Source organism: Kitasatospora sp. NPDC004240, from assembly GCF_053603215.1.
Genome location: NZ_JBSGFD010000013.1, coordinates 16,939 through 34,116 on the forward strand (window position 1 = coordinate 16,939; position 17,178 = coordinate 34,116).

The 17,178-nt window shown below is 76.7% G+C and carries 12 protein-coding genes; all 12 read left to right on the forward strand.

Going from position 1 to position 17,178, the window contains the following annotated elements:
- Nucleotides 1-44: 44 nt before the first annotated feature.
- Nucleotides 45-350 (forward strand): tail protein X, encoded by a 306-nt coding sequence (locus ACWEQL_RS05870; protein WP_452148925.1) that lies wholly within the window; start codon nt 45-47, stop codon nt 348-350.
- Nucleotides 347-1,447: a phage late control D family protein gene (locus tag ACWEQL_RS05875; RefSeq protein WP_452148926.1), complete on the forward strand. Its 1,101-nt coding sequence runs from the start codon at nt 347-349 to the stop codon at nt 1,445-1,447. The genes ACWEQL_RS05870 and ACWEQL_RS05875 overlap by 4 nt, the downstream gene beginning before the upstream one ends.
- A 5-nt stretch (nt 1,448-1,452) precedes the next feature.
- Nucleotides 1,453-2,154, forward strand: coding sequence for a phage baseplate assembly protein V (locus tag ACWEQL_RS05880; RefSeq protein WP_452148927.1), 702 nt, complete (start codon nt 1,453-1,455; stop codon nt 2,152-2,154).
- A gap of 91 nt (nt 2,155-2,245) precedes the next feature.
- On the forward strand, nt 2,246-2,686 hold the full coding sequence (locus tag ACWEQL_RS05885; RefSeq protein ID WP_452148928.1) for a GPW/gp25 family protein: 441 nt from the start codon (nt 2,246-2,248) through the stop codon (nt 2,684-2,686).
- Nucleotides 2,683-5,283, forward strand: coding sequence for a hypothetical protein (locus ACWEQL_RS05890; protein ID WP_452148929.1), 2,601 nt, complete (start codon nt 2,683-2,685; stop codon nt 5,281-5,283). Before ACWEQL_RS05885 ends, ACWEQL_RS05890 begins: the two co-directional genes overlap by 4 nt.
- Nucleotides 5,280-7,928, forward strand: a complete 2,649-nt coding sequence (locus ACWEQL_RS05895) for a baseplate J/gp47 family protein (RefSeq protein WP_452148930.1) — start codon at nt 5,280-5,282, stop codon at nt 7,926-7,928. The genes ACWEQL_RS05890 and ACWEQL_RS05895 overlap by 4 nt, the downstream gene beginning before the upstream one ends.
- Nucleotides 7,929-8,076: 148 nt before the next feature.
- Nucleotides 8,077-10,308, forward strand: a complete 2,232-nt coding sequence (locus ACWEQL_RS05900; RefSeq protein ID WP_452148931.1) for a hypothetical protein — start codon at nt 8,077-8,079, stop codon at nt 10,306-10,308.
- A 97-nt stretch (nt 10,309-10,405) separates the two neighbouring features.
- Nucleotides 10,406-13,885, forward strand: coding sequence for a DUF6519 domain-containing protein (locus ACWEQL_RS05905; protein ID WP_452148932.1), 3,480 nt, complete (start codon nt 10,406-10,408; stop codon nt 13,883-13,885).
- Nucleotides 13,886-13,919: 34 nt separating this feature from the next.
- On the forward strand, nt 13,920-14,345 hold the full coding sequence (locus ACWEQL_RS05910) for a hypothetical protein (protein WP_452148933.1): 426 nt from the start codon (nt 13,920-13,922) through the stop codon (nt 14,343-14,345).
- Entirely contained in the window at nt 14,336-14,704 is a 369-nt protein-coding gene (locus ACWEQL_RS05915) for a hypothetical protein (RefSeq protein WP_452148934.1), read from the forward strand. The genes ACWEQL_RS05910 and ACWEQL_RS05915 overlap by 10 nt, the downstream gene beginning before the upstream one ends.
- Complete coding sequence (locus ACWEQL_RS05920; protein ID WP_452148935.1) at nt 14,694-15,431, forward strand: AfsR/SARP family transcriptional regulator; 738 nt, start codon at nt 14,694-14,696, stop codon at nt 15,429-15,431. The genes ACWEQL_RS05915 and ACWEQL_RS05920 overlap by 11 nt, the downstream gene beginning before the upstream one ends.
- A gap of 214 nt (nt 15,432-15,645) precedes the next feature.
- Nucleotides 15,646-17,076, forward strand: coding sequence for a CBM96 family carbohydrate-binding protein (locus tag ACWEQL_RS05925; RefSeq protein WP_452148936.1), 1,431 nt, complete (start codon nt 15,646-15,648; stop codon nt 17,074-17,076).
- Nucleotides 17,077-17,178 lie beyond the last annotated feature (102 nt).

Genomic DNA, 17,178 nt, shown 5'->3' on the forward strand with positions numbered 1-17,178 from the left:
GACGCGCCACCGCCGTGTACCCGAGACCCGTCCGAGGAGGCGTGATGTTCGATCCGGCCAGCCGTTACCGCGACGTCCCGGTGGCCGTGCACGTCGACGAGCAGGGCCGCCCCCGCCCGTGGGTCACCCTGCGCGTGCCGCCCGCCACCGGCCCGACCACCGGGTACCTCACCCGCCCGTACGACCGGCTCGACCTGCTCGCGCACCGGGCGTACGGCGAGCCGGGGGTCTGGTGGCGGATCGTGGACGCCAACCCGGCGGCCGCCGCCGACGGTCCGGACGCGCTGCTGGAGCCGCCCGGCGCCCGGATCGAGCTGCCGCAGCCGGTCTCCTCGGAGGTGCTGTCGTGACCGCGGTGACCGTGGTGCTGCTGCTGGGCACCGGCCCGGCCCCCGCCGAGGTGGTGGACGCCCTCCAGGAGCTGGTCGTCGAGACCACCCTGGACTCGGCCGGCACCTTCCGGCTGCGCCTGGGCACCGGGCTGAGCCCCCGCGGCGAGTGGCCGCTGCTGGACGCCGAGCGCTTCGCCCCCGGCCAGGGCGTGCGGATCGGCGCGGTGATCGGCGCGGGCCCGCTGCCGGTCTTCCTGTTCGCCGGGTACGCCGCGACCCGCTCGGTGGTGTACGGGGAGACCACCGGCGGGTCCTCGGTGGAGATCGGCGGGCTGGACGCCACCGGCCTGATGAACCTCCAGGACCGCACCCGGTCCTGGCCCAACCTGCCGGACGCGCTGATCGCCACCCAGATCTTCGCCGGGTACAAGCTGCTGCCGAAGGTGTCCCCGACCGGCCCGGTGCTGATCGAGCCGGAGGGCACCACGGTGCAGCGCGGCAGCGACATCCGCTTCCTGCGCCGGCTCGCCCGCCGCAACGGCTTCGAGGTGTACACCCTGCCCGAGCCCCACACGGGCCTGGAGGTGGGCCACTTCCACCGGGTCACCGCGGACGGCGTCCCGGTCGCCACCCTGGCCGTCCGGGCCGGCGAGGCCAGCGGGGTGAGCGACCTGCGGATCAGCCACGACCTGCTGCGGCCGACCACCGCCGTCGCCGACGCGCTGGACCTGAGGCACGGCGGCCGGAGCGCCGAGGTGACCTCCGTGAGCGAGGTAATCGGCCGCACCAGCGGGCTGGCCGCGATCAGCCCGGCCCCACGGGTCCGGCTCACCGGCACCGGACTGACCGGCGCGGGCGATCTGCGCACGGCCGCCCAGGCGCTGGTGGACCGGGCGGCGCTGGCCCTGGTCGCCGAGGGCACGGTGGACGCCTCCGTGGGGCCGCTGCGCCCCGGCGACCTGATCCGCCTGGCCGGGGCCGGCCCGACGTACAGCGGCCCCTGGGTGGTGCGCAAGGTCGTGCACCGGATCACCCCCAGGGCCTACAGCCAGCGCTTCACCGCGGCGCGCAACGCGGTGGGCGACTCCGGGCTCCTCGGCGCACTGGGAGGGTGAGCGGGATGCTGGACCACACGCTGCTCGCGATCGGCGCGGGCACCGACCGCTTCTACGGCAAGTACCGGGGGAAGGTCACCGATGTCGACGACCCGCTGAAGGCCGGGCGGCTGAAGGCCACGGTGCCGGAGGTGCTCGGCGAGGTGGAGACCGGCTGGGCGCTGCCCTGCACGCCGTACGCGGGCAGGCGCTCGGGCCTGTACGCGGTGCCGCCGGTGGGCTCGCCGCTCTGGGTGGAGTTCGAGGCCGGCGATCCATCCCGTCCGGTCTGGGCGGGCTGCTGGTGGGGGCCGCTGGAGGCGCCGGGCGCGCCGACCGCGCCGCTGCCGAGCCCGGCCCGCCGGGAGCTGACCAGCGAGAGCGGGCTGACCGTGGCGCTGGACGACGACGGCCACACCCTGACGCTCAGCGACGCCACCGGGCAGAACCTGCTGGAGATCAAGGCGCAGTCCGGCCAGGTCACGCTGAAGGCGCTCACCCAGGTGACCCTGGAGGCCCCGCTGATCAACCACGGCAAGCAGGCCGCCGAGCCGGCCGTGCTGGGCACCCAGCTGGTGAGCTACCTGAGCCAACTGGTGACCCTGTTCAACGCCCATGTGCACCCGGGTCAGGTGGCGGCCGGGGTGCCGGTCACCCCGGCGCCCCCGATGGCGCAGCTGACCCCGCCGCCGCCCGCCCTGCTCAGCGTCAAGAACCTGGTGGAGTAGCCCTGATGGCAGTCTTCCGGCCCGGCGGCCCCGTCCGCGAGGGCACCCCGGCTACCCCGGGCACCCCGTCGCCGACCGTGGTGGAGCCGTCATGACCGTTCCCCTCCCCCCGCCGGGCCCGTTCTCCCCCGGGTCCGCCTCCCAGGGGCCCACCGCCCAGGGGTCCGCCTTCCCCCCGCTGGCCTTCCCCCTGCGGGTGGACGGCACCGGGCGGACCGCCTCCGCCGACCCGGACCGCCATGTGCGGGAGCTGATCGAGCTGGTCCTGCTGACCGAGCCGGGCGAGCGGGTGATGCGCCCGGACTTCGGCTGCGGGCTGCGCGCCCTGGTGTTCGCCCCGCTCGGGGACGTGCTGGTGACGGCCACCCAGGCGCTGATCAAGGCCCAGCTGCACACCTGGGTGGACGACGTGGCCGCCGTCGACCGGGTGGACGCCGAGGCCCGCGAGGACGGTTCGCTGGTGGTCACGGTCGCCTACCGCCGCCGGACCGACCAGGTGGCCGGCACCGCCCGGGTGGTGGTGCCGGCATGAGCGGGGCGATCCTGCCGCCGGGCCCGCTGTCCCGGCGCCGCGCCGAACTGCTGGTGGAGGAGGGGCGCGGCAACGGCATCGACCACGTCGAGGTGGACCCGGCCGACCACCGGCTGCTCACCGTCGGCCTGCTGCGCGACCTGCCCGCCGACGACGACCCCTGGCAACTGGTCAGCCACCCGGACCACGTGCTGGTCAAGGGCGGCGAGCGGATCCGCGGCATCCGGGTCACCGCGGTCACCGTCACCGGGCCGCGCACCCTGCTGGTGCGCACCGACCGGGCGGGCGACCACTCCCGGTACGAGCTGGAGCTCGCCGTCCCCGACCTGGACCCGGTGCTGCGCCGGATCGGCTTCTCGTTCATGGCCGCCTGCCCGTCCGACCTGGACTGCCGCACCCCGTCGGCGCCGGACGGTCCGGCCGGGCCCGAGCCGCTGCTGGACACCCTGGCCAAGGACTACCCGAGCTTCCGCCGGATGCTGCTGGACCTCGCCGCCCAGCGCCACCCCGGCCTCTCCGACCGGCACCCGGCCGACCTCGCCGTCACCCTGCTGGAGCTGCTCTCCTTCCACGCCGACCGGCTCTCCTACGCGCAGGACGCCGCCTACCTGGAGGCGTACCTGGGCCTGGCCCGGCGCCGGGTGTCGGTGCGCCGGCACGTGCGGCTGGTCGACCACGCGCTGCACCAGGGCCGCAACGCGGTCACCGCCGTGCACCTCGCGGTGGCCTCCGAGCTGACCGTGCCGGCCGGGACACGGCTGCTGACCCGGATCCCCGGCCCGCTGCCCGCCACCCCGGGCGGTCCGCCCGCCGCGGGCACCGTGCCGCCGCCCGGGATCGACGCCGGGCTGCTCGGCCCCGAGGCTCTGGCCGCGCCGCCGCTCAGCGGTTCGGTGGTGTTCGAGACCACCCACACCCTCACCGCCCGCCCGCGCGGCAACCTGCTGCACCTGCACCACTGGGGCGAGGACGTGTCCTGGCTGCCGGCCGGCGCCACCACCGCCTGGCTCTGGGCGGAGGACCCGGCGCGGCCGGGCACCGCCGTGGCGCCGTCGCTGGCGCCGGGCGAGCTGCTGACCCTGGAGCAGGTGCGTTCCCCGCGCACCGGGCTGCCCGCCGACGCCGATCCGACGGCCCGCTGGGTGGTGCGGCTGACGCAGGTGCAGGCCGGCTCCGACCCGGCGTACCTGGCGGCGTTCACCCGGGACGCCGACGGACGCCCGCGGCTGACGGCCCGTACGGCGGAGACGGCCCCGGCGCTGCCGCTGCTGGCCGTCCGGTGGGCCGCCGCCGGGGCCCCGGAGCGGGCGGTGTGCGTGCGCGCGGCACAGCCCGACGGGGACGTGCTGGAGGACGTCTCGGTCGCCCGGGGCAACACCGTGCTCGCCGACCACGGCGTCACCTTCGACGACGTCGAGGTCACCCCGCCCGGCTGGGACCCCTCCGCCGCCGACCCGCTGGGCGGGCCGCCGGTGCCGCGGCTGCGGCTGCCGCACGCCCCGCTGACCCACCAGCTCGGCGCGTTCGGCACCGAACGCCCCGACCCGGCCGGCGGCCCCGAGCGGGCCGTGCCCGCGCTGACCGTCACCGCCCGGTCCGCCTCCGGCCCCGACGAGGTCTACTCACCGGTGCCGGACCTCCTGGACAGCGGGCCCGACGACCTCGACCTGGTGGTGGAGGTCGACGACACCGGCCACGGTCTGGTCCGCTTCGGCCGCGCGCCGCACGGCCGGCCGCCGCTGCGGGCGGCGGAGTTCCGCGCCCGCTACCGGATCGGCAACGGCACCGCCGGGAACATCGGCGCCGAGGCGCTCGCCCACATCGCGCTGCCCCCGGCGGCCGCCGCCCGGGTGCTGGCCGTCCGCAACCCCGTCCCGGCCACCGGCGGCGCCGAGCCGGAGAGCGTGGAGCACGCCCGCCGGATCGCCCCGGACGCCTTCCGCGCCCGGCAGGAACGCGCGGTCACCGAACGGGACGCGGTCGACGCGGTGCTGCGGCTGCCCTCGGTGCGCGCCGCGGTGGCCGCGCTGCGCTGGACGGGCAGCTGGTACACCTGGCTGGTCTCGGTGCTGCCCGCCGACCCGGCCGACCTGGTCGACACCCTCGCCGTGACCGGCCTGAGCGGCGGTCACCAGGAGCTCTCCCCCGTCCTGCGCGAGCAGGTGCTGGCCGCGCTGGACACCGTCCGCCTCGCCGGGCAGGACACCGACGTCCGCCCGCCCCGGTTCGTCGCGGTGGAGCTCGCCCTGCACGTCTGCACCGCCCCCGGCCACAGCCGCTCGGCCGTGCGCCGGGCCGTCCGGGACGCCCTGCTCGCGCCCCGGCTGCCGTCCGGCCGCCCCGGTCTGCTGGCCGGGGCGGCGCTCACCTTCGGCCGTCCGCTGCTGCTGGGCGAGGTGTACGCGACGGTGGCCGCCGTGCCGGGCGTGGACTCGGTGAAGGCGCTGGACCTGCGCCGCCACCGCGCCGCCGACAACGGCGAACTCGCCGCCGGGCGCCTGGACGTGGCGCCCTGGGAGGTGCTGCGGCTGGACGACGACCCCAGCCTGCCGGAGCGCGGCCTGCTGCGCCTGGACATCGACGGAGGTACCCCATGAGGCCCCCCGGCGGCCTGCCCGGCACCCCGCTGCCGGTCCACAACCCGCCCGGCCAGCCGACCCTGCGCACCCGCATCGGCGGCTTCGCCTCCTTCCGGCGGACCATGCTGGAGCGGATCGCCGCCCACCCGGAGCTGGCCGCGCTCACCACCCGTGACCCGGACGACCACGCGATCGCCCTGCTGGAGCAGTGGGCCGCGCTCGGCGACGTGCTCACCTTCCACGGCGAGCGGTACGCCAACGAGCGCTTCCTCGGCACGGCCGTGCTCGACGGGAGCGCGCACCGGCTGGTCGAGCTGATCGGCTACCGGCCGCGCCCGGGCGTCTCCGCCACCACCACGCTGGTCCTCACCCTCGCCGCGCCCTCCGCCACCACCCCCGGCGCGGCCCTCACCGTCCCGGCCGGCTTCCCGGTGCAGAGCGTGCCCGGCCCCGGCGAGCAGCCGCAGACCTTCGAGACGCTGGCCGACTGCCCGGCCGACTGGCGGCTCAACGCGCTGCCCGTGTACGGGCGGCCGCGGCCGGTCGACCCGCTGCGGGAGCCCGGCGGCGCGCTGGTCCACCCGGCGGTCGCCGCGCTCTGGGCGGAGCGGCTGCGCCCCGGCGACCAGATGCTGATCGTCACCCCGGGCCGACCGACCCGGCCGAGGTTCCCCGGCGCGGTGGTGCGCACCACCGTCGCCGCGCTGGACGCGGGGCCGGCCGGCCTGCGGCTGACGCTGCGGCACACCGCCGAACGGGCCGGCGCGACCCTCCACCGGCCCGCCCGCACCCTGCTGCTCAACGGGCACGACGCGCCCGACACCCAGCCGCCGACCCCGGTCGGCGACTCCACCGTCCCGGGCGGGATCCGCTGGGAGTACAACCTGCCGACCGATCTGTCGATCGCGTCGGACGGCCCGCTGCCGCTGCACGCCCGGCACGACACCCTGGCGGTCGGCACCCTGCTGCTGGTGCACTCGCCCGGCCGGTTCACCCGGGTGGTCCGGGTGACCGCCACCGCACCCGGCACCGAGCGGCTGCTCGGCCCCGCCGGCCCCACCACCACGACCGTACGGGCCACCGTCGCCCCCAAGCTGCCCCGGATCCCCGACCGCCGGGCCGTCCAGGTCACCGAGCTGGACGGCGAGGAGGTGCGCTGGCTGGGCCTGGAGTACCCGCCCGCGCTCGGCAACGAGCTGTGGGTCCCCGGGGTCGCCGTCGGCCCGGCGGACGCCCCGGCCACCGCCCTGCGGGTGCCCGGCCCGCCCGGCGCCGACCCGGCCGCCGAACCCGTCCTCGCCCCCGCCGACCTGCCCCGCCGCCGGCCGCTGGTGCTCGCCGACACCGGCGGACGGGCCGTCGGCACCACCGTGCAGGGCGCGGCCCGGCTGGAGCCGCCCGGGGTGACCGGCGGCCAGGCCTGCCACCTGGTGGTGCCGGTCACCGCACCGGCTGCGGAGACCGCGCCGCTGGACGCGGGCGCCACCGCGCTGCTGGGCAACGCCGTCCCGGCGAGCCACGGCGTCACCGTCCGCGGGGAGGTGCTGGGGTCCGGCGACGCCTCGGCCGCCTTCCAGCGCTTCACCCTCGCCCAGGGCCCGCTGACCCGGGTCCCGGCGGCCACCCCCGAGGGCTCGGTCGCGGCGCTGACCGTCCGGGTCGGCGGCCAGGCCTCCCGGGAGGTGCCGCGGCTGCCGGGCGCCGGCCCGGCCGACGAGGTGCACGAGCTGCGCACCGGGCCGGACGGCTCCACCACCGTCCAGTTCGGCGACGGCGTCACCGGCGCCAGGCTGCGCAGCGGCGCGGCCGACGTGGTCGCCGAGTACCGCTACGGCGCCGGGCTGGCCGGGCGGGTCCCCGCCGGCACGCTCACCCAGCCGCTGGTCCGGCTGCCCGGGGTGGAGGCCGTCGTCAACCCGGCCGCCGCCCAGGGCGGCGCCGACCAGGAGGACGGCCGGGCGCTGCGCGAGCGGGCGCCGGGCGCCGTCCGGGTGCTCGGACGGGCGGTCAGCGCCGCCGACTGCGCCGATCTGCTGATCACCACCGGGCAGGTGGCCAAGGCCCGCGCCGCCACCGTCTGGGACGGCCGGGGCCTGCTGATCGCGGTCACCGTCGCCGCCCCGGCCGGGGGTGCGCTCGACCCGGCCGCGCGCCGGCTGCTGGCCCGCACGGTGGCCTCGGCGAGCCCGCCGTACCGGCGGGTGGTGGTGGCCGACTTCGTCCCGGTCCCGGTCGCCGTCGCGGCCACCGTCGCCCCGGATCCGCGCGCCGACGCCGAGACGGTGCTGGCCGGGGTGCGCGGGGCGCTGGAGGGCCGGCTGTCCTTCGAGCGGACCGGGCTGGGCCGGGCCGTCCACCTGTCCGATCTGTACCTGGCCACCTCGACCGTGCCGGGCGCCGGCGCGGTCACCGTCACCCGGCTCGCCTTCGCCCGTCCGCCGGGGCTGCCGGACGCCGACTGGGCGCGGTTCCTGGAGGAGCACGGCGCCGGGCCGGTCACCGGCGGGGCGGCCGGGCCGCCCGAGCGGCTGCGGCTGCTGGACGTGCGCACCGGCCCGTACGGCGCGGTGCTGGCCGCCGAGCTGCCGGTGCTCACCCCCGACCGGCTCACCCTGACCCTGGCCGCCGCCCCGCCGGCCCCGACCACCGGAGGCCTCGCGTGAGCACCCGCACCCGCGGCCCCGCCGGCCGTCACCACGTTGTCCGTTGCCGTGCCGACCGGGGAACCGCCAGCCGCTGCCCCGCCGGCCGGGGAACCGCCGCACGCCCGGGCGCCCGAGGCCCCGTCGCCCTCCGGAGGAGGTGGCCCGCGTGAACGCCGCAGACCAGCTGTACGCCCGACTGCCGGCCGCGATCCGGGCCAGGGACGCCGAGGTCGGCACGCCGCTGCGGGCGCTGCTGCGCATCGTCGGCGAGCAGGCCGACGCCCTGGCCGCCGACATCGCCCGCGAGTACGACAACCACTTCATCGAGACCTGCGACGACCAGTACGTCCCGTACCTGGCCGAGCTGGTCGGCACCGTGTCGCTGTACGACGGCTCGGCCGCCGAGGACGACGCCACCGCGCTGACCGAGTTCGACGACCTGCGCGGCCCCCGGCTGCTGCCGCCCGCCGGGGCGAGCGCCCGGGCCGACGTGGCGCGGACCATCGCGATGCGCCGCCGCAAGGGCACCGTCGCGGCCCTGGACGAGGTCGCCCACTACGCCTGCGGGTTCCCGGTGCGGCTGGTGGAGGGCCTGGCCAGGACGGTGTGGACGCAGCACCTGCGGCACGCCCGCTCCGATCTGACCACGCCCCGGCTCCCCACCCGGCTGGACACCGCGCTGGCCGGCACCCCGTTCGACCGCACCTCCCGGCTGGTCGACGTCCGCCGCCCGGACGGCCCGGTCGGCTGGTACCACCCGGCCCACGTCACCGTCGCCGTCTTCCGGGAACGCGCCGCCGCGCACCGGCGGGTGACGGCCCGCCCGGCCGACCGGCCGTGGCGCTACCGGCTCGACCCGCTCGGCCTGGACCGCCCGCTGTTCACCCGGGGCGCCCGCGCCGCCGCCCTGCCGCCCGAACTGCGGGCCGCCACCGTGCCCGCGCCGCTGGACCCGGCGCTGCTGGAGGCCGACCTGCTGGCCCACCCCCGGGCCCCGCGCGGCGCCGACGGCCGCCGCCCGCCGTCCACCGCGCTCTACGGCGAGGTCGGCGAGCGGCCCGGCGCGCCCGCCGCCTCGCTGGGCATCTGGCTGGACGACGACTTCGTCACCCCGGCGGCCGACGAGGGCGCCCCCGGGCCCGGGTACGCCGCCCAGCTGGTCAGCCGTCGGCTGGACCCGTGGCCGGCCGACCGGCCCCGCGGCCGGGTGGTCGCGGTGGACGTGCGCAACGGCCGGGTCGCCGTCGGCACCGACCTGCCGCTGCCGGCCCGGCTGCGGGCCTCGTTCTTCCACGGCGCGGCCGGCCTGGTCGGCGGCGGCGACTACGACCGCTCCGGCTGGCTGTCCGCCGGGGAGCCCGACCAGGTGCTCACGGTGGGCGCGAGCGGCGCCGACCACGCGACGCTGACCGGCGCGCTGGCCGCGTGGACCGCGAGCGGCGCCCGGCACACCGTCGTGCGACTGCTGGACAGCGAGGAGTACCCGCTGCCGGGTGCCCTCGCGCTGGGCGGGCGCAGCCTCTTCCTGGAGGCGGCGGACCTGCACCGCCCGGTGGTGCGCCCGACGGCCGCCGGCGCGGTGCTCGACGTCTCCGGCGAGGGCACCCTGACGCTGTCCGGGCTGGCGCTGGACGGCCGGATCCGCACCGGCGCCGGCCTCGGGCGGCTACGGCTGCTGCACTGCACCCTGCCGCCGGGCGGCGCCCGGGACGCGACGGGCGGCCCGGTCGCGGACGGGCCGAGCCTGCTGGTGGCCGGGCCCTCGCCCCGGCTGCGGGTGCAACTCGCGTTCTGTCTGCTCGGCCCCGTCCGGCTGGACGCCCCGGCGGACGAGCTGCTGGTGCTGGACTCGGTGGTCACCGGGCCCGCGGCGGTGGCCGGCCCGGCCGCCGACGGCACCGGGCTGCGCGCCGAACGGACCACCTTCCTGGGCACGGTGGCGGCCCGTACGGTCGAGGCGAGCGAGTGCCTGTTCACCGCCCGGCTGACGGCCGCCCGCACCCAGCAGGGCTGTCTGCGGTTCAGCTACCTGCCGCCGGACGAGCCCGGCACCGGCGCGCCGGGCCGGGCGCCGCGCCGCTTCGCCTGCCAGCCGGAGCTGGCCGTGGCCCGGCTGCTGGCCGCCCGGCCCGGGGTCACCGGGGCGCGGCGGGAGGCACTGGTCGCGGCCGAGCGGCGGCGGGTGCGCCCGGTGCTGGTCTCCCGCCGCTACGGCGACCCGGGCTTCGCCGAACTGGACCCGCGCTGCCCGCCGGAGATCGCCGCAGGGGCGGAGGACGGCAGCGAGATGGGCGCGTACGGCCACGTCAAACAGCCGCAGCGGCTGGACAACCTGCGCCGGCGGCTGGACGAGTTCCTGCCGGCCGGGGTGACGGCGGGGGTCAGCGTCGTGGTCTGACCCGCGCCCGCCGCGCCTCCCGACCGTGGCCCGCCGTCCGGGCCCCTCGAACCATCCGTGCCATCCGTGGCATCCGTGCAGCACGAAGGAGCCGTACATGCCGGGCGACTACACCCGTCTCAGCTTCGACCCCCTGGAGGACTTCAGCCGCCCCCGGGCCGAGCAGGGCCGGATGCTGCGGGACGCCTACCTCAACGAGCTGGCCGACGGCCTGGACCACCGGCTGCGCGCGCTGGCCCTGGACGTCCTCGGCCCGTGCACCGCGCCGCTGGACGCCGGCTCCGGGCCCGACCCGGAGGCGACCGGCTTCCGGATCGCCCCGGCCGGCCGCTCCTTCACCATCGGCCTGGGCCGGCTGTACGTGCACGGGCTGGCGCTCGACAACCACGGCGGCCCGCCCCGCCACGTCGAGCCCGGCCTGCAGGACCCGCGGGGCGCGGCGCCCGTCCCGTACGAGCACCAGCCGTACCTGCCGGAATCCGCGCCGCTGCCGATCGGCCGTCATCTGGTCTACGTGCACGCCTGGGAGCGCGAGGTCACCGCGGTGGAGCGGCCCGAGCTGATCGACCCGGCGGTCGGGGTGGAGACCGACGTCCGGATGCAGACCGCCTGGCAGGTGCGGGTGCTGGAGGAGGTGCCCGACGACACCGACTGCGCCACCCCGGAGTCCGACATCCCCGGCTGGGCCGAGCTCACCGCCCCCTCCGCCGGACGGCTGAGCACCGCCGCGGTGGCGGTGCCGGCCGAGACGGACCCGTGCAGCGTGCCGCCGGACGGCGGCTACCGGGGCTGGGAGAACCGGCTCTACCGGGTGGAGGTGCACGACGGCGGGCCGCTGGAATCGGCGACCTTCAAGTGGGCGCGGGACAACGCGAGTGTGGCGAGCGCCGTGCTGGGCGTGGACAGCACCCGGACGGTGCTGTCCGTGGCGCGCACCGGCCGCGACGACGTCCAGCGGATCACCGAGGGCTCCTGGGTGGAGGTGCTGGACGAGGTCCGCGAGCTGACGGGGCGACCGGGCTTCCTGGCCCGGGTGGTGACGGTCGACCGGGTGGACGATCCGACCCAGCAGGTGACGCTCTCCGCCCCGCTGCCCGCCGATCTGAACCCGACGAACGGCGCCCGCCGGACCAGGCTGCGCCAGTGGGACCAGTTCGGCCCCGCGGTCGGCGCCGACGGCGCGGTCAGGGCCGCCGACGCCACCGGCGGGCTGGTGCTGGAGCACGGCGTCCAGGTCACCTTCTCCGCCGACCCGGAGGGCGGGCCGCTGTACACCGGCGACCACTGGACCTTCGCCGCGCGCTCGGCGGACGGCTCCGTGCAGCCGCTCGACCAGGCGCCGCCGCAGGGCCCGAAGCACTACTTCGGCCGGCTCGCGGTGATCGAGGTGCCGGAGGTGGTCGAGCCCTCGGACGGCGGCGGCGAGGGCGACGGCGGCGAGCCGGAGACCGAGGTACTGGACTGCCGCGGCGTCTGGCCGCCGTGCGACGAGGGCTGCGGCGACTGCACGGTGTGCGTCACCCCCCGGTCGCACGCCTCCGGCCGGCTCACCGTCCAGGACGCGGTGGACCTGGTGGCCCCGACCGGCGGCAAGGTCTGCCTGGCGGTGGGCCGCTACGAGCTCACCGAGCCGGTGGTGATCGAGGACGCGCGCGGCCTGACCCTCGCCGGGCACGGTTCCCGGACACTGCTGTACTACCGCGGCGAGGGGGCGGCCCTGACCGTGGTCGAATCCCGGGAGGTGACGATCGCCGACCTGCGGGTGGTGGTCGACCCGCGCGCCCCCTCGGGGGAGGGCGAAGCGGAGGACGACGGCGGAGACGGCGAGGGCGACCGGACCGCCGCCCTGCTGGTGACCAGCTCCAGGGACGTCGTCGTCGAGCGCTGCGAACTGAGGCGGTACCAGAACACCACCGCCACCCTGCGCGGCGGCGCCGGGGAGCGCCGCCGACCCCGCCTGCACCGACACCTCACGGTCACCGCGCTCGGGCTGGCGGGCTATGTGCGCCGGCTGAGCGTCCGCGACTCCTGGCTCTCCGCCGACCTCGGCATCGCCGACCTCTCCCAGCCGGCCCCGGACGCCACGACGCGGATCCCGGCGGCGGCCCTGCGCCGCTTCCTGCTGCTCGACGGCTTCGAGCTGAGCCGCTCCACCGTCGTCGGCGGCCTGGGCGGCATCGAACTGGCCGAGGGCGTCCAGCTCTCCACCGGCGCCGAGTTGTGCGAGAGCCAGATCGTCGGCTTCTCGGGACCGGCCGTGGACTGGCGGGCCAACTCGCTCGACGCCCCGCTGCTGATCCGCGACTGCCTGCTGGACGGCGGCGGCTCCGGCATCGAGCTGGGCACGCCGTACAGCTCGTTGGTCCGCTGCGGCATCACGGCCTTCCCGGTGGGCCTGCTCACCGACGGCGGCACGGACGCCGGCCCCGGCGACACCGCCGAGCCACCGCTGCCGCGCTCCGACGGCACGGGCATCTCGCTCACCGCCTCCGAGCTGGACGGTCTGCTGACCGGGGTCCGGATCTCCGACTGTGTGGTCACCGCCACCGGCTACGCCGTCGCAACCCGAGGTCGGCAGGAGGACCTGTGGATCACCGGCAACCGGCTGGCCGGGGAACTGGGCGGGGTGGTCATGGCCCCGGGCTCCAGCGGCGCCCGGATCACCGTCCGCGACAACGAGGTGCTGCGCACCCGCCGGCCCGAACCGACCGTCGGGGACCCCGGTGGCAACGACGGCGACGAACCGCAGCAGACCGCGGTGATGGGTGTCTGGCTGGTCCAGGTCACCGACGCGGAGGTCCGTGGCAACCACATCCGCGGGCTGACCCGGGGCGAGCGGGCCGATCTGATCGGCGGTGTGGCGCTGCAGGAATGCCGGTCCGGCACGGTCGCCGGCAACCGGATCGACCTTCCGGGCGACCGCCTCGACACCACGATGATCGTCGGAGTCACCGCGCTGACCCGTTCCGGCCGGCTCGACCTGATCGACAACCTGATCACCAGCGGCGCCCCGGACCACACACCCGTCCGGCAGCTGTGCCCGGCCGTCCACGCCTTGGCCGGCCGGGAACTCATCAACACCAAGGTTTTCGGCTCGGACAAGCAGCGGCGCGGCATCGACGACCCCTCCGACACCGCGCAGATCTTCGCGAGGCTGAGCCCCTCCTGGTACGCCGCGCGTGAGGGCGGGGACCTGGCCTGGGTGACGCCGAAGGGCGTGTTCACCGCCCAGGCCGCCGGCAGGTCCGTTTTCACCGTCCGGGGCAACCGCATCCGGTCCGGGACCACGAAGGTGGTGGTCCAGCTGGCCTGCGACGGGCCGGCGCTGATCAACGACAACCAGATCCGCCATGGCGACGACCTCGACGACCCCGGGGCCAAACAGGTCGCCGTGCTGGACGCCGGCGGAAGCTCCCTGGTGATGAACGCGAACCACATCGAGACCAACCTGTCCGCGGCCAGGCTGTCCACGGGCAGCCGGACGGCCGCCGTCACCGGCAATGTGACCAGCGGCCCGATCCTGCTCAACAACTCGCCGCTGCCGGCCCCCTGGAACACCATCAACGTGATCATCTGACCATCCGCCACACCGAGGAGAGGTGTTCGCGCCCGTGCGCCGACAGCCCGACGAGACCGACGAGAACTACGAGCTCAGTGACATCATCCCGCCGCGGAACGCGCCCCCCGGCCGGGCGGACGCGCCGGACGACCCCGACGACGAGGTGCCGGCCGCCGAGGACGACCCGCTGCGCCGCCTGCTCGGGACGGCCGCCGCCGGGGTCGACGCGGTCGAACGGGCGCGGGTCGCCGAGCTGAAGGCCCAGCTGGACCTGATCCGCGAGATCGCCGGGGGCGCCCGGCAGGGCCTGCGCCGGACGGTGGTCGCCCAGGCCCGGCGGTCCACCGAGGGGGCGCTGCGCGCGGTGGAGCGGCTCGCCGCCGAGCGGCGCGAGGCGCTGGAGCTGGCCGCGGCGGAACTGGCCGCGCAGGCCCCGGGCCGGGGCCGTCGCCAGCGGACGGACCGGGGGTGCCGTTGACCGGCCCCGAGAGCGACGGCACCTCCCCGGCGGCGGCCCTGGTGACCGTACGGCTCACCGCCCGGGCCGGCGGCGGCTTCCAGGCCCGGATCACACTCGTCGAGGACCTCGCCGCGCCCGGCGAAGTGGTCAGCCTGACCGCCGGGCTCGACGAGCTGCGGCACACCGTCGACGCCTGGCTCACCGCTGCCACCGCCCGGCTCTCCGCGCCGGCGCCCGCGCCGTCCACCCCGGCGCCGCCGCCACTCGTCCGGGTCATCGCCCATCCGCGCGCGGCGGTGGACGTTGACAGGCCGCCCGGCGACCGACAGGGTCGGCACCGGCCGGTCCGCCCGTGGGGAGCAGCAGATGACGTGTGACGACTCCGCCGGCCCGCCCCGCACGCCCGCCGCGGACCTCCAACTCCTCGGCACCTGGCGGCTGTCGCTCGGCGGGCGGGCCGTCGAGATGCCGCCGACGGCCCGCCGGATCCTCACCCTGCTCGCGCTGCGCGGCCCGGTGAGCCGGGCGGCGGTGTCCTGCACGCTCTGGCCGGACGCCGACGAGTCCACCGCGGCCGGCCGGCTGCGCACCGCGCTGTGGCGGATCTCCCCCGGCCGCCGGCTGGTCGACGCGCACGGCGAACTGCTCTCCCTGGACGCCGCGGTGCCGGTGGACGTGCGCCGGATGCTGGGCGCGGCACGGGAGTTGCGCTCCGGTGCGGAGGTGTCCGAGCCGCCGGTGGAGCTGTTCGAGCAGGACCTGCTGCCGGGCTGGTACGAGGACTGGCTGGTGGTGGAGCGGGAGCGGATCCGGCAGTGCCGGCTGCACGCGCTGGAGGCGCTGTCGGAGTTGATGCGCCGTCAGCGGCGGTACGCCGAGGCGGTGGACGTGGCGCTGGCCGCCGTCCGGGCGGAGCCGCTGCGGGAGAGCTCGCACCGCGCGGTGATCCGGGCGCACCTGGCAGAGGGCAATGTGGTCGAGGCGGTGCGGCAGTTCGCGGTCTGCCGGAGGGTGCTGCGCGAGCAGCTCGGCGTGGAGCCCAGTACGGCGCTGGCGGCCCTGCTGCCCCACCACCCGCACCCCCAGCCGTCGTTGTCCCGCTGAGCGACGGCGGTCGGCACACGAACCGGTGCACGGGCCGAGCGCGCGCGTATCGTACATGTCGTGTGCATGTCGCGAAACATCCGGCACCGTAGTCGACCCGGCACCGTCCGTTCACCCGCCCGCCATGGGGCGAGGCCCTGGCTGTCGCCGGGGCGCCCGGTCCCGTCCCTAACCTCTCGCGACGCACCGCCCCCCACTCACGAAGGGTCACCCCATGCCCGGACGCAGGCTCGTCGTCGCGACCACCCTCGGCTCCATGACCGCCGGAGCGCTCGCGGTCACCGCCTTCACCGGTTCCGCCACGGCGGCCGTCGGCACCACCACCTTCACCCCGGTCGCCGACACCTACGCGTACAGCAGCAGCCCGAGCACCAACTACGGCACCTCCGGCCAGCTCGGGGTGGACAACAGCCCCGCCAAGAAGGCCTTCCTGAAGTTCACCGTCTCCGGCCTGACCGCCCCGGTCACCAGCGCCAAGCTCCGCCTCCACACCGACGACGTGGCGGGCTCGGAGAGCGACAACGGCGGCACCTTCCGCTCGATGACCAACACCACCTGGTCGGAGACCGGCCTCACCTGGAACAACCAGCCCGCCGTCGACGGCCCGGTGCTGGCCTCCCTCGGCGCGGTGGCCCGCAACGGCTGGTACGAGGTCGACGTGACCTCGTACGTCAACGGCAACGGCACCTTCAGCATCGGGGTGACCTCCACCTCGTCCAACGGCGCCGACTACGACTCGCGCGAATCCGGCGCCACCGCACCGCAGTTGGTCGTCACCACCAACGACACCACGCCCACCCCGACCCCCACCGTCACGCCCACCCCGACCCCGACCCCCACCGCGACCCCGACCGGCGGTGGGGACCCGGTCCTGGTGGGCGCCGGTGACATCGCCAACTCCGGCTCCGGCGACGAGGCCACCGCCAAGCTGCTGGACGGCATCCCCGGCACGGTCTTCAACGCGGGCGACAACGCCTACCCGAACGGCAGCGCCTCCGACTACACCAACTACTACGCCCCGACCTGGGGCCGCCACAAGGCGCGCACCAAGCCGTCCCCCGGCAACCACGAGTACAACACCTCGGGCGCCACCGGCTACTACGGCTACTTCGGCGCCGCGGCCGGCGACCCCGCCAAGGGCTACTACTCGTACGACCTGGGCAACTGGCACATCGTGGCCCTGAACTCCAACATCTCCACCTCGGCCGGCTCCACCCAGGAGCAGTGGCTGCGCGCCGACCTGGCCGCCAGCACCAAGCCCTGCACCCTGGCCTACTGGCACCACCCGCGCTTCACCTCCGGCTCCAACCACGGCCCGAGCACCGCCGTCGGCCCGCTGGTGCAAGCGCTGTACGACTACAACGCGGACGTCATCGTCACCGGCCACAACCACCAGTACGAGCGCTTCGCGCCGATGAACCCGAGCGGCGCGCTCGACACCACCCGCGGCATCCGGCACTTCGTCGCCGGCATGGGCGGCGCCAGCCACTACTCCTTCGGCACCATCCAGGCCAACAGCGAGGCGCGCAACAGCGACACCTACGGCGTGCTGAAGTTCACCCTCCACCCCAACGGCTACACCTGGCAGTTCGTCCCGGAGGCGGGCAAGACGTACAACGACAGCGGCACCAACAGCTGCCACTGACCCGTCGGCGCGGTCGGGGCATCTCCCGGGGGGCGCGGTCCGCCGCGTCCCCCGCACCCCCGCGCACCCGTACGCCCGCGCGGCTCCCGGGACGCGCTCGGT